Raw genomic sequence first — 20878 nt, 5'->3', positions numbered from 1 at the left:
GGCTGACGTCAATGTGCTGGAAACGCCTTGACACCCTCCCGTTTACGAGGGTAATTTGAATCGTAACAAATGAAACGATTCAAAGACGAGTGACCCTGGAGAAACACACATGAGGGTTTGTTTCCGCTCCTCAGTCCAACCGGAACTGATGGCCGAGTACAAGCAACGCCATGCCGCCGTATGGCCGGAGATGCTGTCAGCACTGAAAAACGCAGGATGGAACAACTACTCACTGTTCCTCGCTCCTGACGGCCAATTGATCGGCTACCTGGAGTGCGAAGACTACGAGGCCTCTCAAGCCCGCATGGCCTTGACTGAGGTCAATGCCCGCTGGCAGGCCGAAATGGCCACCCTTTTTGCGAACAGCGACCTCCCTCCGGACCAGGGCTTCGAGATCGTGGAAGAAGTTTTCAACCTCGAAGACCAGCTTGCCGCTGCGGGCCGCGTCACAGACGCCGCCGGCACCGCACACATAGACAAAGACCCAGCCCACGAATACCAAAAGGAACAAGCATGAACACCACAGAATCGGCCCTGGGCCGTCTAGGGGAACTGGCCATCGAAGTGCCGTCCTGGGCCTACGGAAATTCCGGGACCCGATTCAAGGTCTTCGGCACTCCGGGTACTCCGCGCACCGTCCAGGAAAAAATTGCCGACGCCGCCAAGGTCCACGAACTCACCGGGCTGGCCCCCACCGTTGCCCTGCACATTCCGTGGGACAAGGTGGATGACTACGCAGCCCTCCGTGAGTACGCCGCAGGACTGGGCGTGGGACTGGGCACCATCAACTCCAACACCTTCCAGGATGACGAGTACAAGTTCGGCTCCCTCACCTCGTCCAACGAGTCCGTGCGCCGCCGCGCCATCGACCACCACTTGGAGTGCATTGAGATCATGCACGCCACGGGTTCCAAGGACCTGAAGATCTGGCTGGCTGACGGCACCAACTACCCCGGCCAGGACGATATCCGCGGCCGCCAGGACCGCTTGGCTGAGTCCCTCCAGGAGATCTACGCCGGCCTCGGCGATGAGCAGCGCCTGGTCCTGGAGTACAAGTTCTTCGAGCCCGCTTTTTATCACACCGATGTTCCGGACTGGGGCACTTCCTACGCCCAGACCCTGGCCCTGGGCGAGAAGGCGTTCGTCTGCCTGGACACCGGCCATCACGCACCGGGCACCAACATCGAGTTCATCGTGATGCAGCTCCTGCGCCTCGGCAAGCTGGGTTCCTTCGACTTCAACTCCCGCTTCTACGCCGACGATGACCTTATTGTTGGCGCTGCTGATCCTTTCCAGCTGTTCCGCATCATGCACGAGGTCATCCGCGGCGGCGGTTTCGGCAAGGATTCAGGCGTCGCCCTGATGCTGGACCAGTGCCACAACCTGGAAGAGAAGATCCCCGGGCAGATCCGCTCGGTCCTGAACGTCCAGGAAATGACCGCCCGTGCGCTCCTCGTGGACACGGCCGCACTGTCCGAAGCCCAGCGTGCCGGCGATGTCCTGGCCGCCAACGGCATCTTCAACGATGCCTTCTACACCGATGTCCGCCCGGTCCTGGCCGAGTGGCGCGAATCCACCGGCCTCCCCGCCGATCCCATGGCCGCGTACAAGGCCAGCGGATACCAGAAGAAGATCAACGAGGACCGCGCTGGCGGCCAGCAAGCCGGATGGGGCGCATAAGCATGACAACGCAGAACAAGACAAACACTGTTCAAGAGCTGATTTCCCGTTCCAACCGCCTCGGCGCGGACAAACGGAACACCAACTTCGCCGGCGGCAACACCTCCGCCAAGGGCACCGAGCAGGACCCCGTCACCGGCCAGGATGTCGAACTCCTCTGGGTTAAAGGTTCCGGCGGCGACCTCGGCACCCTGAAAGCTGAGAACCTTGCTGTACTCCGGCTGGACCGGCTGCAGGCACTGAAGTCCGTTTACCCCGGCGTCGAGCGTGAAGACGAAATGGTGGCCGCCTTCGATTACTGCCTGCACGGCAAGGGCGGCGCTGCGCCGTCGATCGATACCGCCATGCATGGCCTAGTGGACGCCGCGCACGTTGACCACCTGCACCCGGACTCGGGCATCGCCATTGCGACGGCGGTGGACGGCGAGGCGCTGACCTCCAAGGTGTTCGGCGACAAGGTGGTGTGGGTTCCGTGGCGTCGCCCCGGCTTCCAGTTGGGCTTGGACATTGCTGCCATCAAGGAAGCCAACCCCCAGGCCATCGGCACCATCCTGGGCGGCCACGGCATCACCGCCTGGGGTGCCACCAGCGAAGAGGCCGAAGCCAACTCGCTCTGGATCATCGACGCGGCCGAGAACTACATCAAGGACAACGGCAAGGCCGAGCCCTTCGGTGCCAAGCTCCCCGGCTACAGCGCCCTTCCCGAGGCCGAGCGCCGCGCCAAGGCAGCGGCCCTCGCGCCGGTGATCCGAGGCCTGGCTTCCACGGACAAACCGCAGCTGGGGCACTTCAGTGATGACGCCGTCGTGCTTGAATTCCTTGAATCCGCGGAGCACCCGCGCCTGGGCGCCCTGGGAACCTCCTGCCCGGACCACTTCCTGCGCACCAAGGTCAAGCCGCTGGTCCTGGACCTGCCGGCCGACGCCTCGATCGAAGACTCCGTCAACCGCTTGAAGGAGCTGCACGCCGCGTACCGCGAGGACTACCAGGCCTACTACGACCGCCACGCCGACGCCGATTCACCCGCCTTGCGCGGCGCTGACCCGGCGATCGTACTGGTCCCCGGCGTTGGCATGTTCTCCTTCGGCAAGGACAAGCAGACCGCACGCGTGGCCGGTGAGTTCTACATCAACGCCATCAACGTGATGCGCGGCGCCGAGGCCATCTCCAGCTACGCCCCCATCGAGGAATCCGAGAAATTCCGCATCGAGTACTGGGCCTTGGAAGAAGCCAAGCTCGCCCGGATGCCCAAGCCCAAGTCGCACGCTACCCGCATCGCACTGTTGACCGGAGCGGCGTCGGGCATTGGCAAGGCGATCGCCACCCGCTTGGCGTCCGACGGCGCGTGCGTAGTCATTGCCGACCTCAACCTCGAGAACGCGCAAAAGGTAGCCGAGGAACTGGGCGGTTCCGACGTCGCCATCGGCGTCCAGGCTGACGTGACTGACGAAGCCCAGATCGCAGCGGCGATCCAGGAGGCCGTGCTCGCGTTCGGCGGCTTGGATCTGGTGGTCAACAACGCCGGCCTTTCCATCTCCAAGCCATTGCTGGAGACCACGGAGAAGGACTGGGACCTCCAGCACAACGTCATGGCCAAGGGCTCGTTCCTGGTGTCCAAGGCCGCTGCCAAGGTCATGATCGATCAGGGCCTGGGCGGAGACATCATCTACATCTCCTCCAAGAACTCCGTGTTCGCCGGTCCCAACAACATCGCCTACTCCGCCACCAAGGCTGACCAGGCCCACCAGGTCCGCCTGCTCGCCGCCGAACTGGGCGACCACGGCATCCGCGTCAACGGCATCAACCCCGACGGCGTGGTCCGCGGCTCCGGTATCTTCGCCGGCGGCTGGGGCGCCAAGCGGGCAGCCGTGTACGGCGTGGACGAGCAGGAACTGGGCAAGTACTACGCCCAGCGCACGCTCCTCAAGCGCGAAGTCCTCCCGGAGCACGTGGCCAACGCCGCGTCCGTGCTCACCAGCAACGAGCTCTCCCACACCACCGGCCTCCACATCCCCGTGGACGCCGGCGTTGCGGCAGCATTCCTCCGCTAGGACCGTCGGTGAACAACGGAACCACCGCGAGCACCGCCCCGGCACACGCCGGGGCGGTGCCCGCCGCCGTCGACAACAACGCAGTGTTCGCCGCCATCGACATCGGCGCATCCTCCGGCCGAGTCATGCTGGGCCGCGTCTCCCCTGAGTCCGGGGTGTCGCTCGAGACAATTCACCGCTTCCCCAACGGGGTTGTGGAGCTCGACGGCGGCCTCCGCTGGGACTTCAACGCCCTGTTCGCCGAGGTACTCAAGGGCTTGGCGGCTGCCGCTGCCACGGCGGCCACGAACGGCGAGAGCATCGTCAGTATCGGCATCGATACCTGGGCCGTTGATTATGGGCTGGTGAACGCCGCCGGGGAACTGACGGCGCAACCGTACAGCTACCGGGACGAGCGCAGCCGGGCCACGGTGGAACGGGTGCACGCGGCGATCCCTCCGGAGAAGCTGTATTCCACTACGGGTTTGCAGTTCCTGCAGTTCAACACGGTGTACCAGCTCGCCGCGGAACCACACCTTGACGGCGTTCAGGCCCTCCTGATCCCGGACCTCATCGCCTTCCTGCTGACCGGTGAGCGCCGGACTGAAGCCACCAACGCCTCCACCACAGGTTTGTTTGACGCTGTAGCCGGTGAGTGGGCCACGGAGTTCCTGGATGCCCTCGCCCTGCCCCGGAACATCTTCCCGCCGCTCATCCAGCCCGGTGAAACCGTAGGCAGGCTCCTGCCGGGAATCCTGGAGCAAACGGGTTTGCCCGCAGCCACCACCGTGGTTGCTGTGGGGTCCCACGACACTGCGTCGGCCGTCGCGGCGGTCCCTGCAGAGCTTGAAGATTTCGCGTACATCTCCTCCGGAACCTGGTCATTGGTGGGTGTGGAGTTGGACCGGCCCGTCCTCACGGAAGCCAGCCGTCAGGCCAACTTCACCAACGAACGAGGCGTTGACGGCACCATCCGCTACCTCCGCAATGTGGGTGGCTTGTGGTTGCTCAGCGAATGCCAGCGCGCGTGGGCCGCGGAAGGCTATACCCAAGCGCTCCCGGCCCTGCTGGACTCGGCGGCAGCGCTTCCTGCCGGTGGCCCGCAGATCAATGCCGATGATCCTGCTTTCACTGCTCCGGACAACATGCCAGATCGCATCCGGGCAGCCGTGCGCAACACCGGTGCCGTACTCCCGGACCGGCCTGCCGCCGTCGTGCGTTGCATTATGGACAGCCTCGCGGCCGGGTACGCCCGGACCTTGGCTGATGCCGAACGGCTCACCGGCCGCACCACCAGCGTGGTGCACATTGTGGGGGGCGGTTCGCAGAACAGGCTCCTGTGCCAGCTCACCGCCGACGCTACCGGCAAGCCCGTGATCGCGGGGCCCGTTGAGGGAACGGCGCAAGGCAATGTCCTGGTCCAGGCCCGCGCCGCCGGGGTGGTGACCGGCGGGCTGGCGGAGCTGCGTGAACTGGTGGCGGCCGGGACCAGCCTGGAACGCTACGAGTTTAGCGGTGCTCGCGTTGGGCTGTGAGGGGTGGCCAACCAGTAGAACCAACCTTCTATCGCAATCAAGGCAAAATGTAACCGAACGGTGTCATACTGTCCTTATGGACATGAGCACCAAGGCTATCGGCCAAGCCATTCGCGAGCGACGGAAAGACCGTGGCTACACTCAGCAAGCCTTGGCCAACGCCATTGGGGCTTCCCGAAAGTTCGTGGTGGATCTGGAATCAGGCAAGAACGGAGCATCTTTTGGGCTGGCCCTCGAGGCAATGCGGGTCCTTGGCCTGGAAATAACTCCTAACGATTCGGAGGACCGTGAATTCATGGGAGACTTCGCGCGCACTCTCGCCGAGGGTGACTACCACTACGCCATTCGACTACTGGGCGAATACACTAACTCTTCGCTCGTCGCGGGCCGGGCTCTCATGCCGACCGCCCCGTCCTTCGACGACGACGCCTACCGGGCTGCGCTTGGCGCGGTTACTCGATGGGTTTCAGCCAAAACCAACTCCCCCGTCCCAAAGTGGGCAATGAACGCCAAGGCGTCATCGCAACCTGTCTTCCTGGCCGAGAAAATTCATCCGGTCAGCGACAGGATGAAGGATCTCATCCGTCGTGAAACTCCTACTGAGATCGCTGCCATGAACGTTTGGATCCGTGAGAGAGATTTGGCCACGATTTGACGGTGTTCGAGTTCCGGCGTGACGACGTAGTTGAACTGCTTCGCGAAGTGGAAGCCCGACTGGAAGCACGCGGGATCACCTTGAATATCCACATAGTGGGTGGCGCCGCGCTCCTGCTCCATGGCATCTTGGGCCGCGCGACCGGCGATATTGACGCGCGGTACTCCCCCCGGGAGGCTGTGGATGAAGTGGCCGCTGCCATGGAACAGGAGTTCGATTTGCCCCCGAAGTGGCTGAACAGCAATGCTGCGGCCTTCCTCCCTGAAGAAGCGCAGTGGATCGCCGGCCCGGAAGGGACCTCCTCAGCCGTAAAGCTCGCAGACCTGCCCACCCTGGCAGCAATGAAGGTTGCTGCGGAGCGGGCCAAAGATATTGAGGACCTTGGCCATATAGTGCTCGCACTGGGGATTGAAAGCGCTGATGAACTGGTACAACTCGCTTTCGACAAGTACGGCGAGCACTCAGTGGCCCTCAGCGCACCGGCGGACAATTACGAAATCGTGGCTGAAGAAGCGATGGCTGCCGCCAAGGCCTTGCGAGGGCGTTAGCCTGAACGCGAACGTCTGGTACGTCACAGCGCCGGATGAGGGTGCCGCGCTAAACTGATGGCATTATGATCCGCACAATGTTCAAGTCCAAGATCCACCGCGCAACGGTCACCCATGCCGACCTCCATTACGTCGGTTCCGTCACCGTAGACCTGGACCTCCTGGACGCGGCCGACATCCTCCCCGGTGAACTCGTCTCCATTGTTGACGTCACCAACGGCGCCCGCCTGGAGACGTACACCATCGCCGGCGAGCGCGGTTCCGGTGTCATCGGCATCAACGGTGCCGCCGCCCACATGGTCCACGTTGGGGACACGGTCATCCTCATCACCTACGCGGAAATGACCACGGAGGAAGCCAGGGCCTACGAGCCCAGGGTGGTCCACGTGGGCAAGGACAACAAGATCCTGCAGCTCGGCAACGACCCCGCGGAGGGACACACTCCCGGGCTCATGCGTCCGCCGCACGCGCTCAGCAACGCGGCGCACCTCAGCTAAGGCGCCACAGCAGGCTCCACAAGCAGCGTTCGACGTCGGCACTCGGGTGAGTGCCGACGTCGAACTTTTAGGGGGCTGCTTTAGCCCACGGGAGCAGGAGCTCGCAGGGGTGGGCGCGTGTCACTGGCGAGCGCGGATGCTGCTTCGCGGGCAGCGTCAAGGCCGCTTTCGATGGCGCCGTCGATGAAGCCGCCCCATCCATTGGCGAAGTCAGAACCAGCGAGACGGATCCGGCCCTCGGGCCTTTGGAGTTCGGCCAAGTGCCGGGTGAGGTAGCCCGTGTAATGCATGGGCCAGGTGGATCGTGCGTGTTCATCGGAAACCCAGTCATGCCCGGCAACTTCGAGCACTGTCAATCCCGGGATAACGGCGTCCAGGTGTGCTTGTGCCCCAGCGACGTCGGCTACATCCACGACCCCGGCGTCTGGACCGAAGCACACAAGGGTGGTGGTGTCCTGATCGATGTACTCGGCTTGGACGAAGTTCAGGGCTGCCGTTTCGGGCCCGAACGCAACGAACCTTTCCTGCCGACCGTCCACCTTGATCCACAGTTTGGCGCCGCGGCCCGCTTGTCCCCTTGCAGCCGCTTCCCTCTTACCGGGCGACAACGGTGGTTGGACGTCGATGCCGTTCAGTACGCTCAGCGGCAGTGCGAGGATGACCTGGCGGGCTCGGTATTGTTCGCCCGCTTCAGTTCCCACCAGGACTCCCCCGGCATCCTGCTCGACGGACACCACCCGCTGCTTCAGCCGCAGCTGTGCCGATGAGTCCGCAAGGATCGCCTCGGCGAGGCGGCGGGTGCCGCCGTCGATCTTGAAGCTGGCGCAGGCCTCAAACATGAGCTGCCAGTCCCCGCTGGCCACTGCGCACCAGCGCAACGCCTGGGTGTAGGCGGCTTCATCCAGCCTGCCGTTGAAATTCAGCGTCCAGAAGGATCTCAAGAGCTGGCGCTGATCCTCAGGCAGACCCAGGCGGTCGATGGCTTCTGACAGCGTGATCCCGTCGATGTCCGCCACATCGGGGTTATCCAAGGGCTGCCACGGCATGGGGAAATAGCGTCGCGAGTCAGCCAGCAGCAGACGATTTGGGCCATCAAGCAATTCCATCAAGCCTTCAGCTGTGCCTTCATGCCTTTGACCGTTTGCCGTCCAGCAGGCCTTGGTGAACTCCGGCCCCGGCAAGGCCTTGATCCCGTACCGCCCCATTTCCGCCCAGACATATGGCTGGGTCCAGTGCACCCAGGTGCCCCCGAGTTCCAGGTTTCGGCCAAGGCGTTCCGCCAGATGGGTTCTCCCGGCGATCCTGTCCTTCGCCTCCAGCAGGATGGTGGCGTGTCCGCTCCGGGACAGCTCCCTTGCTGCTGTGAGACCGGCAAAGCCAGCGCCAATAACAATGACGTCGGAAGTTTCCACAGTGCCCAGGCCCCTAGCTGTAAACGAAGAATTCGATGGTTGGTTCCAAGACACTCCAGCGGGTCATTGCGCCCTTGGAGAAGGAGGCCATGGAGCCTTCCGTCAGCTCAAGGGTGTGCCCGCCCTTGACCTCGATGCGGAGGTGGCCGGAGACGATGTAGATCGTTTCGTCCTGGTCAATGGGCAGGTCGAAGGGTTCCGGTGCTTCTTCGGGAGAGACTTTCCAGATCCCGCCGCTCAGCGTTTCGTTTCCGTTCCCACCTGCACGCCTGAGCCATTGGACAGATCCCAACGCAAAGGGTTCGAACGCTGCTTGGTCCAGCTGGGCATGAAAGACCTGGGTCATGGTGTTGCTCCTGTCAGTATTTGCGGGGTGTTCAGTGTTTGTGGGTGTCTTGCGGGTAGGCCGTGCTGTTCAGGACGCTGAGCCTGGAATTGAAGGGGAGGCTCACCGGTTGGGCGGAGGGATTGTCCCAGCCGAACATCCGCCCAATGGAACGCTGCTCACGCAGATCGATCAGGAGCACAGCTTCAACAGTCATCACTTGTTCGGTCCAGAAGAAGATGTACAGGTCCTCCGCGACAGCCCAGGTCATGCAACGGTCAGTATCAGCAAGCCCGGCTTCACCACCCCGGACGCAGTGCCAGGTGAAGGTTCCTTGATTCAGGTAGATGTGTTCGTAGGATTCGACATCGCTGTAGCGGTAGAAAATGCGCTTCCCCACGAGGTCTGAAGTCCGCTGGTGCACAGTGGGTTGTCCGCCGGCGTTGGAATGCGTGAAGTCAGTAGTTCCGCGGACTTGACCGTCCGCAGTGACAAAACGGGATACCGCAGTGGAGACTGCATCAGTGGATCGGTCGAGAATGATGGTGACGTTTTCGGCGTTGGTATCCTGGGCACCGCCGTCTTGGGCACCGCCGTCGCCGCCTCGGGGCCCCTGGCCACGAACGAAGTCGATGATGAAGATTTCCGGGCGGGCTTCAATGGCCTTGTAATCAGCGGTCCCGCTGGCAGTGCCCTCGGTCCACGTAAGTTGTGACGCAGTGAGGAAGCTGTACTCGATGGCCGTTCCATCAGCTGCCTCAAGGGCGATCTTTGTGCTCGCCAGCGCGGGGGAAGCAGGCAGGGTCTGGTCCCCGAAGCCGTCCAGCATGGTGGAAACCGGCGGCCACTCTTCCTCGGGAACGTAATCCTGGAGTTCGGTGGTGGTCATGTGATGAGTCCTTTGGTTGTTTCAGGCAGTTGCATACGTGGAGAGTTCGGTTCAGACAATTTCTGCGGCGTAATTGATGGCCGGCTTTTGAGATCCTCGAACCAGGCCGGCCACAAAGATGAGCGGTATCCCCAGGAGGAGATATCGGGCCACTCCTCCTGCGCCTTCGAGAAGGACGTCGTAGTTCTCCAGGGTCAGGTAGCCCACAACGATGAACGCCAGGAATGAAAGAGCCGGAGCAATCACGGTGACCCAGAGGTTATCCCTGGTCCCGGATCTGGCGAAGTACACCAGGATTGCGGCCGATGTCAGCAGCAGGATGGAAATAAATCCTGCCGTTCCCAAGGCCACAAACCAGGCAAAGACCGTAGCGATCGGGTCAGCACCTGCCAGCAGAAAAGCGCTGATGATGGCCAGGACAACCAGGGAGTTGACCAGCCCTGCCAATGACGGCGCCCCCGTTGCGGAAACGGCGGACAGCTTGGCCGGGAGTGCGCCCGCCCTGCCCAGTGCGAACAGGTACCGGGAGAACATATTGGACAGCCCCAGAAGCATCGCGATGAAGCTCGTCACAACCAGCACCTGCATGGCAATGCTTAGCCAGGCACCTGCGCTGGACTCTGCAAGATCGAAGATCATTCCGGAGGGGTTTTCGGTGGCTAACGCCTGGATCCCCTCGATGCCCACGGCACCGCTGATGGCCCACGTGGAAACCATGTAGAAGACACCGATGAAGGCGATGACAAGGTAGGCGGCACGCGGGATGGTACGCCGCGGTTCTTTGGCTTCTTCCGCGAAGACAACCGTGGCTTCGAAGCTGGTGAAGCAGGCGAAGGCGAACAGCAACGAGATGCCCAGGCCAGGCCCAAAAATGTTCTCTCCCGTGAAACCTGCGAACGTGAAGATCCCCAGCCCCTTTTGGATAACAAGGGAGCCTACAAGGGCGGCAACCACCAGCGTTTCACCAAGGATGAGCACACCCAGCACCTTGAGGCTGGCATCCACGCCCTTCATTGTCAGGAAGGTGGTCAGCGCCAGCACTGCAACGATCCAAAAATAGACCGACAGTCCAATGCCCGTGAGGCTTTCAACCAGCTGCCGGGCGAAGACTCCGAACTGCGACCATAGGCCGATTTGCAGGCTGAGGTAGGTCAGGATGGCTATCCCGGCGCCTCCTGTGGCCCACTTATTGCCCAGACCTTTGGCTATGTACGCCACAAAGCCCCCGGCATTGGTGATGTGTTGGCTCATCCTGAGGTAGCCCACTGAAAACAGGGCTACCAACAGGGCTGCTATGACGTAGATGACGGGAGTGCCGGGACCGCTGGCCGAGAAGATAACGGGGCTTGCTCCTACAACAGCGGCCATGGGCGCAGCGGCAGCAATGGCAAAGAAGGCTATGGCAACAACGCCAAGCTTGTTGGCCCTGAGCCTGGCAGTACCGGTGGAGGGACTTGCGCCTTTGGGACCGGCCGGGGCCGAGGTCTGACTGGATTCGTTCATGAGGCTGTTCTTTCCGGAATGCACTGGCGCCATCGCCACTGCGGAGGGATAGGGAGCCTTGCGGCTGAAGGACGAACGTCCGGGCGGCGAGGCTGAAGCTGCTCTTGGCGGCAGGGAGGTGATCCGGGCCACACCCCAAACTATACGTTTGTATAGTTTGGGGTGTCAATGGGTTCGTTCCACCGATTTCCCCGCCGCTAGACTCGCTACATGAGCCAGGATGCGCGCAAGTTGCCCTATGGGGACGGCAGGGATGCTTTGCTTTCCGCCGTCCTGGACGTTGTGGCGGAGAAGGGCCTGCGCGGAGCGAGCTATAGGTCAGTTGCCGCCCGCGCCGGCGTCAACCACGCCTTGATCACCCACCACTTCGGGTCCATGGAAGGGCTCCTGGCCGCCACCATGGAGTGGTCCGTGCAACGATCGATCCAGGAAACCGGCCTCTCCGGGCTCGCCGAACCCGACGGGAACTTTGCCGATTCACTGATCGCCACGGTTTCCGCCGAGCCGGAGCTTCAGTTGTTCCAGTTCGAAATGCTCCTCGAGTCCAGGCGCAACCCGGAGATTCGCGCACTGGTTGAGGGTCTCTATGCGAGCTACGTCAGCACAGTGGAAGACGCTTTGACCCGTCGCGGCTTGGACACCGGCAACGAAGCAGCGCTTGCCATCTTCGCGGCCCTCGACGGCCTCATGCTTCAATTCGTCACCATGAGCCACCCCGCCCGAATACGGTCAGCCGTCCATCAGGTAGCGCGAATGATCACCGCACTGGAGAAGGCGAACGGAACCGCCGAAAAGCCAGGCAAAAATTAGAGCACGACGTCGAGACTCACCTCGGTTGCTTGGCGTCGAGCGCGTTTTGATACAGGCCTAAAACCGGGATTTAGCGTCACCCGAGGTGCAAGAACTCCTCCGTCCGCATGACGGAACTCTCATGAGAAAACGCTTACTCAGATCCTATTTATGGCTAAGCTGTCTTTCGTGACCCAACGAACCTCCGTCCGCGCAGCGCCATGATCGGCGTCCTGTCCGGGTTCTTCGTCGTGTGGGCCATCATCCTGGTGGGCATGTTCGTAGGGCGTCGGGAAATTCTGGGCGAGAACGCGCGGTCGGTGCTGAGCTCGCTGACATTCTTCGTTGCCAGCCCTGCCCTCCTCTTCGAGACGCTGAGCAAGGCCAAGCTGCATGACGTCTTCGCCGCGCCGCTCCTGGTCACCGCCGTGGGCGCAGTACTCACCGGCTTGTTGTTCTTCCTGATCGTGAAGTTCTGGCTGAAACGGGACATGCCCGAAGCCCTCATGTCCTCCATGAGCGCATCCTTGGCCAACTCGGCCAACCTAGGCATCCCCATCGCCGTATTTGTCCTGGGCGACGCGAGTTATGTGGCGCCCCTGCTGATCTTCCAGCTCGCGTTCTTCACGCCGATGTACCTGATGGCCCTGGATGCCAGCACCAGCACGCACCGCACCACTCCCCTGCGCTTCCTGCTGATGATCGTCAAGAACCCCATGATCGTGGGTTCTGCGCTCGGCCTGCTGGTAGCGGGGACCGGTTTTCAGGTGCCGACACTCATCCTGGAACCCATCCACTTGATTGGTGGTGCCGCGATTCCCGCCATGCTGATGGCCTTCGGCATGAGCCTCAACGGTTCCAAACCCCTGCAGAAGGAAGCCGGGAGGAGGCTGGACACCCTGCTGGCCAGCGGCTTCAAACTCATAGTCCATCCACTGATCGCGTACGTTTTTGCCCGCTTTGCGTTGGGCATGGAGGGGCACGCGCTCTTCGCCGTGGTGGTGACTTCGGCGCTGCCCACTGCCCAAAACGTCTTCGTCGCGGCCAACCGGTACCAAGCAGGAATCACCGTAGCCAAGGACACCGTGCTGATCACCACCATCGTGGCCGTTCCCGCCATGATCGCAGTGGCGCTGCTGCTTACCTAGCCGTCGAATACGATGGCGTCGGCGATGCGCCGGATGCCGGCAAAACCCGGGTAACGTTCACGGCAACGTGGAAGTACAATGGCTGGTTCGGACAGTTGGGCTACTCCACGTCCGCGCTGGCCAAATAGTGGTCCAGGAGTTGTGCACAGCGGATGAAGCCCAAGTGCGAGTACGCCTGGGGATGGTTGCCCAGGTGTGTTTCCGTTCCGGGATCGTACTCTTCGGGCAGGAGCCCCGTGGGACCAAACAACGCCACCAACTGGTTGAACAGCTCCAACGCATCATCCAACCGGCCCACTGCAAGGTAAGCCTCGATCAGCCACGTGGTGCAGATGTGGAAGCCGCCCTCCAAGCCCGGCAGGCCGTCGTCGTACCTGTACCGGAAAACGGTGGGCCCTACCCGCAGTTCGCGCTCCACGGCGGTCACCGTATCCAGGAAGCGCTGGTCCTGGGCGTCCAGCAGCCCGGACAATCCGATGTGCAGGACAGCGGCGTCCAGGTCCGGGCTGTCATAGGCCACCGTGTAGGACGCGGCGGAGGAATCCCAGCCTTCCTCAAGCACTTCCTCCCGGATGGTGTGGGCAGTGGGTGCCCAGTCCGCGTGCTCCTGGCGGCCATGCAAAGCTGCAGCCCGGAGCGCCCGGTCCAGCGTCACCCAGCACATGACTTTGGTGTACACGTGGTGCCGCGGCGGCCGGCGGGCTTCCCAGATGCCATGGTCCGGCTCGTGCCAGCGGGCCAGCACTGCGTGCGCCATCTGTTCCATGAGGAACCAGTGCTCGTCAGGAAGGAATCCGCGCCGCTCGGCAAGGTCGTGGATCAGCTCCGCGATGGGTCCGAACACGTCCAGCTGGACCTGGTGATCCGCTGCGTTGCCAATCCGCACCGGCCTGGAGCCCGCATAGCCGGGCAGGCTTTCCACGATTGCTTCCGTGGACAGCGGCGCGCCGGTCACCGAATACAGCGGATGCAGCCATTCGGGCCCCGGCGCGTTTTCCAGGATCCGGCCCAGCCACCCCAGGAACCCGTCGGCTTCCTCCGTGGACCCCAGCGACACCAGCGAGTTCACCGTCATGGACCCGTCCCGCAGCCAGCAATACCGGTAATCCCAGTTGCGTGTGCCGCCAATGCCTTCCGGCAGGGACGTGGTGGGCGCGGCCAGCACGGCGCCGGTGGGCTCGTGGACCAGCGACTTCAGCACCAAGGCGGAACGACGCACCAGCGAAGTCTTGATGGTGGGCAGCTGCAGTGCTTTGACCCAGTCACGCGCTGACTGCCCGACGGCGGTACGCCGCTGGGGTTCACCGGCCGGGTCTGCGGGAGGCGGCTCAGTATCCCCGCACCGCATGTTCAGGACCACAGGCCCTGCACTGAGGGAGACCTCGGCTGTTGCCGTGGCATATTTTGAGTCGCTGGTGATGGTGAAGGCCACGCCCGGTGCCGTGAGGATGATCGGATCCGAGGTGCCGATGATATGCACCTCGTCGCCGCGGATCTCCATGTTGAAAGGGGCATTGGCGTAATCAGGCCTCGGTGCGAAGACCACGCGGGCATGGCCCGTCCCGGACAGGACCCGGACCAGGCTGGTGATTCCTTCCGGGGCCGGTTCCAGATAATCGGTCACCGTGACGTCCGCCCAGCGGGTCTCTACGATCATGGTGTTATCCACATAGCGTTGTGCCAGCACCGGAGACGGCTTCACGGGTTCTATGCTGAAGTGGCCTGCGGGGTCACCGCCCAGGATGTGCGCAAACAGCGAGCCGGAATCGGGCAAGGGGTGGCTCATCCAGCAGACCTTTGCATCCGGGGTGAGCAACGCCGTCGAGCTTCCATTGCCGATCATCGAATGCCGTTCCAGGCCTACAGCGTCCTCGCCGAACAACCATGCCCGCCGCAGTTCGAACAACAACGCCAGCACCCGGGCAAAGGATTCCGGATCCGGAATGGTGTGCGGCGCCGTGGTGTCCCCTGGCCCTACATGCAGGCCGAGGTCGGGGCCGCGGAGGGTGGCCAGCGCTTTTTCATCACTCTCGGCATCGCCTGCATACAGCGCTGCACTGACCCCGAGCCTTGAACGCAACTGTTCCAGGGCTTGCCCCTTGGCCGGTTCCTCGACCGTCAGGTCCAACACCGTGCCGTCAATGATGAAGTAGAGGCCAAACTCGATGGCGATCTTTTGGGAGGCAAAGATCACCCGTTCCACCACTTCCGGTGTCGCGGGCCGGGTGTGCACAGCGACGCCCACCGGTTTGCGGACAACGCTGATGCCCTTCTCGAAACCTACGGCTTCAGTCAGCGCCGTGGCCACCTGCTGAAGCAGCTGCTCGGTGGCAAGGGAGAGCGTATAGGCGTACCCCATGTCGAACTCCACCCCGTGGGAACCCACCAGGTGGACCTCGGCGGGCAACCTGGACACCGCCGCCAGGTCCCTGAGGGATCTGCCCGAAATGATGGCCGTGTGGGTATTTGGCAGCGCAGCCAGCGCCCGGAGCGCCACGGCTGCGCTATCCAAGGGGAGCGTCTCCGTGGAAACGCCCTCCGCCGAGCAAAGAGTGCCGCCATAGTTACAGGCCACCAGCAAACCGGGGACCCGGGCCAGAACCCTCAGCTCCGCGAACAACTGCGGGGTGATGCCGTTTTCCGCGTCTGATTGGAGCACTGTCCGGAGCAGGCCAAGCGGAAGCGATTTCATCAGCAGCGCGGAATCGGCAACTGATTGATTCAAGTGCGTAGGCATGGCGGACCCTTCCGAAGCGGATAACTACAGTCTCCGCCCGGACGGTTTCGCTTGACTACCTAGTAGATTGCAAACGCGTAAAGCTTTTCCTTGGATTTATGCGTTTGCTCTCAGCGGTGCGCCTACGCACTCACCAGCCCCGCAACCTCTGCCACGAGTTCCACCGACCGCAGGCGCTCTTCGGTGCCGATGCTCTGGTGCGCCACGATCAGTTCGTCGGCGTCCGCGAACGTCGCAAACTCGTCGAGGTAATCGCGCACCACGTCCTTGGTTCCCACCGCGGAGAACTTCATCATCTGGGCGATGTGCTGGCCTTGAGGGGAGTCGAGCACCATGTCCGCTTCGTCGTCCGTGAATTCGCGGCCGCCGCCGAAGAACAGCGATACACGGGCGCGCTTCACCGCGAGATGGATGGCCTGCGCCTCCGCGTTGGAGTCCGCGGCAGTGACATTGACGCCTGCAATGACGTGCGGCTCGGACAACTGGTCCGAGGGCTTGAATTCGCGTCGGTAGATGGCAACAGCGTCCTGCAGGGCCGCCGGGGCAAAGTGCGATGCAAACGCGTACGGAAGCCCGAACTGCGCGGCCAGCTGGGCGCCGAACAGCGAGGACCCCAGGATGTACAGCGGCACGTTGGTGCCCTTGCCCGGCGTCGCCTCAACACCCTGGATGCGGGTGGGGCCAGTGAGGTAACCCTGCAGTTCCAGGACGTCCTGGGGGAACCTGTCCGAGGACGTGTGATCCCTGCGCAGTGCGCGCATGGTGTTCTGGTCGCTGCCCGGTGCACGCCCCAGGCCGAGGTCGATCCGCCCCGGGTGCAGGGTCTCCAATGTGCCGAACTGCTCGGCGATGGTCAGCGGTGAATGGTTGGGCAGCATGACGCCACCGGCCCCGAGCCGGATGGTGTTGGTGTGCGCGGCAACGTGGGCGATCAGCACGCTGGTAGCCGAGGAGGCAATGGCGGACATGTTGTGGTGCTCGGCATACCAAACGCGGCGATACCCCAGCTCTTCGGCCTTCTGTGCCATGGCCACGCTGCCCGCGAGGCTTTCCGCCACCGTCTGGCCCTTGCCGATGGTTGCCAGGTCGAGGATGGAAAGAGGAACAGTCACAGGAAGGCCTTTCGGTACGTTTCGGTGCCCGCACGGTTGATTGCCGGGCACTTAAGCGACAACGACGGCGGCACCCGCGTTATTTCTGTGAGTTGCGTCGCGCACTGGTTTCCGCCCTTTTTTAGAACGCATTTATGACCCCGTTCGACGCCCGATTAACCGCCATGAACCCCTGTATCCCAGCGTTTCAGAGTGCTTTGACCTGGCTCGCAGGGCTACCGGATAGTTGCAGCCACAAGTACGCATCAGACCGCCCTGTCGCGACGACCAGGACGAACCCAAGGAGAACCAATGGCACGTTTTGCAGCCAAAACCGGCGTCACCGCGGCGCTGGCCGCCACCGCTTTGCTGGGGCTCGCGGCCTGCTCGGACCCGGGTGCGACCGCAGCGACTGGTGCGTCAGCTTCGGCGTCGAACGCTTCATCCAGCTCGTCCACCAAGGAGTTCAATCTGTCCCCCCAGCAGGACCGCATCAAGGTGTCCGTTGACTCCGCCGCGGCCGCACTGGTTCCGGACGCCATCAAGGCAGACGGCAAGCTCACCGTGGTGACCACCGGCGGCACTCCCCCGCTCAGCACGTTCGCCACGGACAACAAGACCCTCATCGGCAGCGAAGTGGACATCGCCTATGCCGTAGGCGAGAGCCTGGGCCTTGAGGTGGAGGTTTTGCCGGTGGCCTGGGCTGATTGGCCGCTGGGCGTGGAGTCCGGCAAGTACGAGGCTGTTCTCTCCAATGTCACCGTCACCGAGGCACGCAAGGAGAAGTTCGACTTCGCCACCTACCGCAACGACCTCCTGGGCTTCTATGCCAAGGCCGGCTCGGACATCGGAGAGGTTAAGGAAGCCAAGGACGTGGCCGGCAAGCGCATCATTGTGGGCTCGGGCACCAACCAGGAAGCCATCCTGGTGCGCTGGGACGAGGAGAACAAGAAGAACGGCTTGAAGCCAGTTGATTTCCAGTATTACGACGACGACTCCGCCTCCCAGCTCGCCCTCCAGTCAGGACGCGCTGACCTCACGTTCGGCCCCAATGCTTCGGCAGCCTACAAGGCGGCCAAGGACGGCAAGACCAAGGAAGTGGGAACGGTGGAAGGTGGTTGGCCGCTGAAGGCCGAGATTGCGTTCACTACCCAGAAAGGCAACGGCTTGGCTGTGGCGGCCCAAGCCGCGCTCAACACCCTCATCAAGGATGGCAGCTACGCCAAGATCCTGGACCGCTGGGGCCTTTCATCCGAGGCCATTCCCGCATCCGAACTGAACCCGGCAGGCCTGCCCAAAAAGTAGGAACCGCTATGGCAGGGCAGACCTGCCGACGCCGAATCCCCGCCGGACATCCCCGGCGGGGATTCTTTGCGCCGCTGCCCCAACCAAGTGACAGCACATGTCGCAATGACCACTCAATGGAGCGTTTACTGTTACCTACTTGGGTGCGGTTAGAAGTGGGCGGGGTCCGTGTTGGCCCCGCACAGGATGACGGCAACGGTTTCGCCGTCGTCCGGCTTGTACGCTCCTGAAAGCAACGCAGCATAGGCTGCCGCCGCACCGTGCTCCACCACGATCCGGTGCTTTTCCCAAAGCGCGCGACGAGCCTCGATGATGTCCTCGTCCGTCACCAGGACGCTCTGGACACCAGTCCGGCGGGCAACCCCGAATCCGATCTCCCCGATCCGGCGGGCACCGAGGGAATCAGCTGCGATCCCCGAAACAGCTACGTCCACCGGCTCGCCCTTGGCCAGTGCCGTATGCAAGGTGGGAACGGTCTCGGGTTCGACGCCCACAACCCGTGCCCGGCCCTCTGCCGCAGCTGCGATGCCGCCCATCAGGCCACCGCCGCCAACAGCAACGACGATGGTGTCGACGTCGGGCAGTTCATCCAGCAGCTCAAGCCCGACCCCGCCCGCACCGGCCACGATCTCCGGCTGGTCGTAGGCGTGGCAATAGACCGCACCCTTCTCCTCAGCGAACCGGATGGCTGCGGCATAGGCTTCGGCGTACTCGGCACCGCCTTGGACCACCGTGGCGCCTATGGCATAGAGCTTGTGGACTTTGTTGGCCGGCGCGGATTCCGGGACGAACACCGTTGCCGGAACGCCGAGTTTCGCCGCCGCATAGGCGTTGGCGAGGCCCGCGTTCCCGCCGGATGCCACCACAATGCCAACCCCGGGGTCCAGCTCGCCGCTTTCCTGGGCGGTGAGCAGGCGGTTGAACGCGCCACGGGCTTTGAAGGAGCCCGTGTGCTGCATGTACTCGCATTTGAACCACAGGTGGTACGGCTCCTGATCGCCGCTTTCAGCCAAGGGCGTGTGGCGGACCCAGCCCGCTGTGCGTGAGTACGCTGCTTCTACTTCTTCGCGTGTGACCATCGTGGCTGCACCTTTCCGTCCGTTTCATCCTATGGACTGGATACGGTTACCGGATATTCACAATATTGTCTTGCAATATCTTTCTAGATTGTGCGACAATATTCCATGGGGATCAGGTGGGCCAGCAGCGCAGACAAGCACGGGATTGACAGGGAAGACGCATTACACGCGATCCTCAACTACATGTACCGCATCGAACAATTCGATGAACCCCGCGTTGACACAACCACCAGACCTGATCTCTTTATCGGCTCAAGCCGTGACCGTAGAACGACTATAGAGGTCATGGCGGTGATAACGCCGCCAGGTGACATCCTGATCTTTCACGTCATGGAAGCAAGGCGGAAGATTCTCGAAATTGCAGAAAGGGGCACAGTGCAATGAGCAAATCTGCGAAGGAAGCAATGGAAGTTACTGTCAATGGAGAGACGGAGGCCCACTATACCGACTTGGCTGAGTGGGCAGAGACGGCGGACATCGGGAACGACGCACGCATCACAAAGGCAGAAGCGCCCGGTGCCGGGCAGTCAATTCTTGAGGCGGCGTTGGGCTCAGCCGAGGCAGTAAAACGCGCCGTGGGCAAGCCCTCGTTGAGCGCCAAAGGCACTTCTCCTTCCCGGTCCCTCAGACTTTCGCAGGAAATGGACGACCAACTGCTGGCGCGGGCCGCAGTTGAGCACCGCAAGCCCTCAGCCATCATGCGTGACGCCCTGGCCGAGTATCTTGCAAAGGCCTCCTGACCGACTCCACAGCATAGGCTTGAGACATGCCTGCCGACTTTGCCCTCCGCCCCGCCGTCGCCTCGGACGCTGCCTGGATAGCAGAACTCCGGGCTGTGGTGATGCGCCCGGACCTGGAACGGTTGGAGCGTTTCGATCCTGTGCGGGTGCGCGAGCGCTTCCTGAACGGTTTCCAGCCGGAGCACACGTACATCATCCATAGCGAAGGCGTGGACGCTGGCGTCATAGCGGTCCGCCCCGAGCCGGATTCGCGGTGGATAGAACACTTCTACGTTGCTCCCACCCATCAAGGCAGGGGCCTGGGCACTGCCGTGCTGAGGCATGTCATGACGGCCTCCGTGGACGAGCGCCCGTTCCGGTTGAACGTGCTCCAGGGCAGCCCCGCACGCCACCTGTATGAGCGGCATGGCTTCGTGCTCGAAAACGAGGACCCGGTGGATGTTTTCATGGTCGCCCCAAACCCTTCTCGGTGGCCCTAGCCTTTCTCGTAGGAGCGGGTTTGTTGGAGCGTCGACTGCGGTGATCGAGTTTTTGCTTTGACGTGGGCTCCAGAAAGGGCGGGTCAGCCGGCGAAAGTCTCTGGCCCTCGAAACTAGGCTTCACCAATAAATGGCTACAACCTCGACATCTAAGAGTTCTTCAGGCCCCCGTAGCTGCGCATACGCGGAAAATCTTCACCGACAGGGTCCCGAACCAAAACAGCTGTTCCGTGATGCTGTGGTTTCGGCGCGGCCTCAGCTGCACGCTACCTTCCATCCCACCACTTGGGAGGTGCCGCCACGCCACGCTGTCTGGTAATCGTTATCCCGTCTGCCCTACAGAAAACTTGACTGGTAACCACTGAAGCTGGTCAAGGGCTCTACATTCTGACGATAGACAGGCATGTACAGAATCTCCGTTATCGGCGTTCGAGTG

General features: G+C 62.5%; 20 protein-coding genes. 13 read left to right on the top strand and 7 right to left on the bottom strand.

Annotated elements, in window-relative coordinates; all coding sequences use genetic code 11:
- The first annotated feature begins 109 nt into the window (after positions 1–109).
- The 7 genes from M1D51_RS02285 to panD all read left to right on the top strand — a co-directional run bounded on the left by M1D51_RS02285 (position 110) and on the right by panD (position 6945).
- Complete coding sequence (locus M1D51_RS02285) at positions 110–517, top strand: L-rhamnose mutarotase (protein ID WP_458108370.1); 408 nt, start codon at positions 110–112, stop codon at positions 515–517.
- On the top strand, positions 514–1680 hold the full coding sequence (gene rhaI, locus M1D51_RS02280; protein ID WP_458108369.1) for an L-rhamnose isomerase: 1167 nt from the start codon (positions 514–516) through the stop codon (positions 1678–1680). The genes M1D51_RS02285 and rhaI overlap by 4 nt, the downstream gene beginning before the upstream one ends.
- On the top strand, positions 1668–3731 hold the full coding sequence (locus M1D51_RS02275) for a bifunctional aldolase/short-chain dehydrogenase (protein ID WP_458108368.1): 2064 nt from the start codon (positions 1668–1670) through the stop codon (positions 3729–3731). Before rhaI ends, M1D51_RS02275 begins: the two co-directional genes overlap by 13 nt.
- A gap of 8 nt (positions 3732–3739) precedes the next feature.
- Entirely contained in the window at positions 3740–5245 is a 1506-nt protein-coding gene (locus tag M1D51_RS02270; protein WP_458108367.1) for a rhamnulokinase, read from the top strand.
- A gap of 82 nt (positions 5246–5327) precedes the next feature.
- The gene (locus tag M1D51_RS02265) at positions 5328–5900 is read left to right on the top strand and encodes a helix-turn-helix domain-containing protein (RefSeq protein WP_458108366.1); all 573 of its coding nucleotides are present in this window, start codon (positions 5328–5330) and stop codon (positions 5898–5900) included.
- A 2-nt stretch (positions 5901–5902) separates the two neighbouring features.
- Positions 5903–6448: a DUF6036 family nucleotidyltransferase gene (locus M1D51_RS02260; RefSeq protein ID WP_458108365.1), complete on the top strand. Its 546-nt coding sequence runs from the start codon at positions 5903–5905 to the stop codon at positions 6446–6448.
- 65 nt (positions 6449–6513) lie between these two features.
- Entirely contained in the window at positions 6514–6945 is a 432-nt protein-coding gene (gene panD, locus M1D51_RS02255; RefSeq protein ID WP_026267226.1) for an aspartate 1-decarboxylase, read from the top strand.
- An 80-nt stretch (positions 6946–7025) separates the two neighbouring features.
- On the opposite strand, the gene M1D51_RS02250 is transcribed toward panD, so the two are convergent.
- The 4 genes from M1D51_RS02250 to M1D51_RS02235 are packed head-to-tail and all read right to left on the bottom strand — an operon-like array spanning position 7026 to position 11074.
- Positions 7026–8357: a flavin monoamine oxidase family protein gene (locus M1D51_RS02250; protein WP_458108364.1), complete on the bottom strand. Its 1332-nt coding sequence runs from the start codon at positions 8355–8357 to the stop codon at positions 7026–7028.
- 13 nt (positions 8358–8370) lie between these two features.
- On the bottom strand, positions 8371–8703 hold the full coding sequence (locus M1D51_RS02245) for a cupin domain-containing protein (protein ID WP_172322855.1): 333 nt from the start codon (positions 8701–8703) through the stop codon (positions 8371–8373).
- 31 nt (positions 8704–8734) lie between these two features.
- Complete coding sequence (locus M1D51_RS02240) at positions 8735–9571, bottom strand: MoaF C-terminal domain-containing protein (protein ID WP_458108363.1); 837 nt, start codon at positions 9569–9571, stop codon at positions 8735–8737.
- Between the two features lie 51 nt (positions 9572–9622).
- Positions 9623–11074, bottom strand: a complete 1452-nt coding sequence (locus M1D51_RS02235; protein WP_458108362.1) for an APC family permease — start codon at positions 11072–11074, stop codon at positions 9623–9625.
- A 210-nt stretch (positions 11075–11284) separates the two neighbouring features.
- Between M1D51_RS02235 and M1D51_RS02230 the strand changes: the two genes are divergently transcribed.
- Both M1D51_RS02230 and M1D51_RS02225 read left to right on the top strand, forming a co-directional pair.
- Positions 11285–11884: a TetR/AcrR family transcriptional regulator gene (locus M1D51_RS02230; RefSeq protein WP_458108361.1), complete on the top strand. Its 600-nt coding sequence runs from the start codon at positions 11285–11287 to the stop codon at positions 11882–11884.
- A 200-nt stretch (positions 11885–12084) separates the two neighbouring features.
- Positions 12085–13011, top strand: a complete 927-nt coding sequence (locus tag M1D51_RS02225) for an AEC family transporter (RefSeq protein WP_172322859.1) — start codon at positions 12085–12087, stop codon at positions 13009–13011.
- Between the two features lie 100 nt (positions 13012–13111).
- On the opposite strand, the gene M1D51_RS02220 is transcribed toward M1D51_RS02225, so the two are convergent.
- Together M1D51_RS02220 and M1D51_RS02215 are read right to left on the bottom strand one after the other, a co-directional pair.
- On the bottom strand, positions 13112–15748 hold the full coding sequence (locus M1D51_RS02220; RefSeq protein ID WP_458108360.1) for a trehalase-like domain-containing protein: 2637 nt from the start codon (positions 15746–15748) through the stop codon (positions 13112–13114).
- 122 nt (positions 15749–15870) lie between these two features.
- Positions 15871–16860, bottom strand: a complete 990-nt coding sequence (locus M1D51_RS02215; RefSeq protein WP_026543288.1) for an LLM class flavin-dependent oxidoreductase — start codon at positions 16858–16860, stop codon at positions 15871–15873.
- Between the two features lie 291 nt (positions 16861–17151).
- On the opposite strand from M1D51_RS02215, the gene M1D51_RS02210 reads away from it, so the two are divergent.
- Positions 17152–18144: an ABC transporter substrate-binding protein gene (locus tag M1D51_RS02210; protein WP_458108359.1), complete on the top strand. Its 993-nt coding sequence runs from the start codon at positions 17152–17154 to the stop codon at positions 18142–18144.
- 149 nt (positions 18145–18293) lie between these two features.
- On the opposite strand, the gene M1D51_RS02205 is transcribed toward M1D51_RS02210, so the two are convergent.
- Positions 18294–19223 (bottom strand): threonine/serine dehydratase, encoded by a 930-nt coding sequence (locus tag M1D51_RS02205; RefSeq protein WP_458108358.1) that lies wholly within the window; start codon positions 19221–19223, stop codon positions 18294–18296.
- Between the two features lie 105 nt (positions 19224–19328).
- On the opposite strand from M1D51_RS02205, the gene M1D51_RS02200 reads away from it, so the two are divergent.
- The 3 genes from M1D51_RS02200 to M1D51_RS02190 are packed head-to-tail and all read left to right on the top strand — an operon-like array spanning position 19329 to position 20442.
- On the top strand, positions 19329–19607 hold the full coding sequence (locus tag M1D51_RS02200; protein ID WP_458108357.1) for a hypothetical protein: 279 nt from the start codon (positions 19329–19331) through the stop codon (positions 19605–19607).
- Positions 19604–19963: a hypothetical protein gene (locus M1D51_RS02195; protein ID WP_458108356.1), complete on the top strand. Its 360-nt coding sequence runs from the start codon at positions 19604–19606 to the stop codon at positions 19961–19963. The genes M1D51_RS02200 and M1D51_RS02195 overlap by 4 nt, the downstream gene beginning before the upstream one ends.
- Positions 19964–19989: 26 nt before the next feature.
- Positions 19990–20442: a GNAT family N-acetyltransferase gene (locus tag M1D51_RS02190; RefSeq protein ID WP_458108355.1), complete on the top strand. Its 453-nt coding sequence runs from the start codon at positions 19990–19992 to the stop codon at positions 20440–20442.
- The last annotated feature ends 436 nt before the right edge of the window (positions 20443–20878 follow it).

This window comes from Arthrobacter sp. R3-55, from assembly GCF_054161505.1.
The sequence above is the reverse complement of the archived record's forward strand: the minus strand, read 5'-3'. Positions and strand labels throughout refer to the sequence as shown.

Bases quoted from the DNA above. Each gene is read 5' to 3' on its own strand.
- M1D51_RS02285 (WP_458108370.1), top strand. From the start codon at position 110: ATGAGGGTTTGTTTCCGCTCCTCAGTCCAACCGGAACTGATGGCCGAG.
- rhaI (WP_458108369.1), top strand. From the start codon at position 514: ATGAACACCACAGAATCGGCCCTGGGCCGTCTAGGGGAACTGGCCATC.
- M1D51_RS02275 (WP_458108368.1), top strand. From the start codon at position 1,668: ATGGGGCGCATAAGCATGACAACGCAGAACAAGACAAACACTGTTCAA.
- M1D51_RS02265 (WP_458108366.1), top strand. From the start codon at position 5,328: ATGAGCACCAAGGCTATCGGCCAAGCCATTCGCGAGCGACGGAAAGAC.
- panD (WP_026267226.1), top strand. From the start codon at position 6,514: ATGATCCGCACAATGTTCAAGTCCAAGATCCACCGCGCAACGGTCACC.
- M1D51_RS02245 (WP_172322855.1), bottom strand. From the start codon at position 8,703: ATGACCCAGGTCTTTCATGCCCAGCTGGACCAAGCAGCGTTCGAACCC.
- M1D51_RS02240 (WP_458108363.1), bottom strand. From the start codon at position 9,571: ATGACCACCACCGAACTCCAGGATTACGTTCCCGAGGAAGAGTGGCCG.
- M1D51_RS02235 (WP_458108362.1), bottom strand. From the start codon at position 11,074: ATGAACGAATCCAGTCAGACCTCGGCCCCGGCCGGTCCCAAAGGCGCA.
- M1D51_RS02230 (WP_458108361.1), top strand. From the start codon at position 11,285: ATGAGCCAGGATGCGCGCAAGTTGCCCTATGGGGACGGCAGGGATGCT.
- M1D51_RS02225 (WP_172322859.1), top strand. From the start codon at position 12,085: ATGATCGGCGTCCTGTCCGGGTTCTTCGTCGTGTGGGCCATCATCCTG.
- M1D51_RS02220 (WP_458108360.1), bottom strand. From the start codon at position 15,748: ATGCCTACGCACTTGAATCAATCAGTTGCCGATTCCGCGCTGCTGATG.
- M1D51_RS02210 (WP_458108359.1), top strand. From the start codon at position 17,152: ATGGCACGTTTTGCAGCCAAAACCGGCGTCACCGCGGCGCTGGCCGCC.
- M1D51_RS02205 (WP_458108358.1), bottom strand. From the start codon at position 19,223: ATGGTCACACGCGAAGAAGTAGAAGCAGCGTACTCACGCACAGCGGGC.
- M1D51_RS02200 (WP_458108357.1), top strand. From the start codon at position 19,329: ATGGGGATCAGGTGGGCCAGCAGCGCAGACAAGCACGGGATTGACAGG.
- M1D51_RS02195 (WP_458108356.1), top strand. From the start codon at position 19,604: ATGAGCAAATCTGCGAAGGAAGCAATGGAAGTTACTGTCAATGGAGAG.
- M1D51_RS02190 (WP_458108355.1), top strand. From the start codon at position 19,990: ATGCCTGCCGACTTTGCCCTCCGCCCCGCCGTCGCCTCGGACGCTGCC.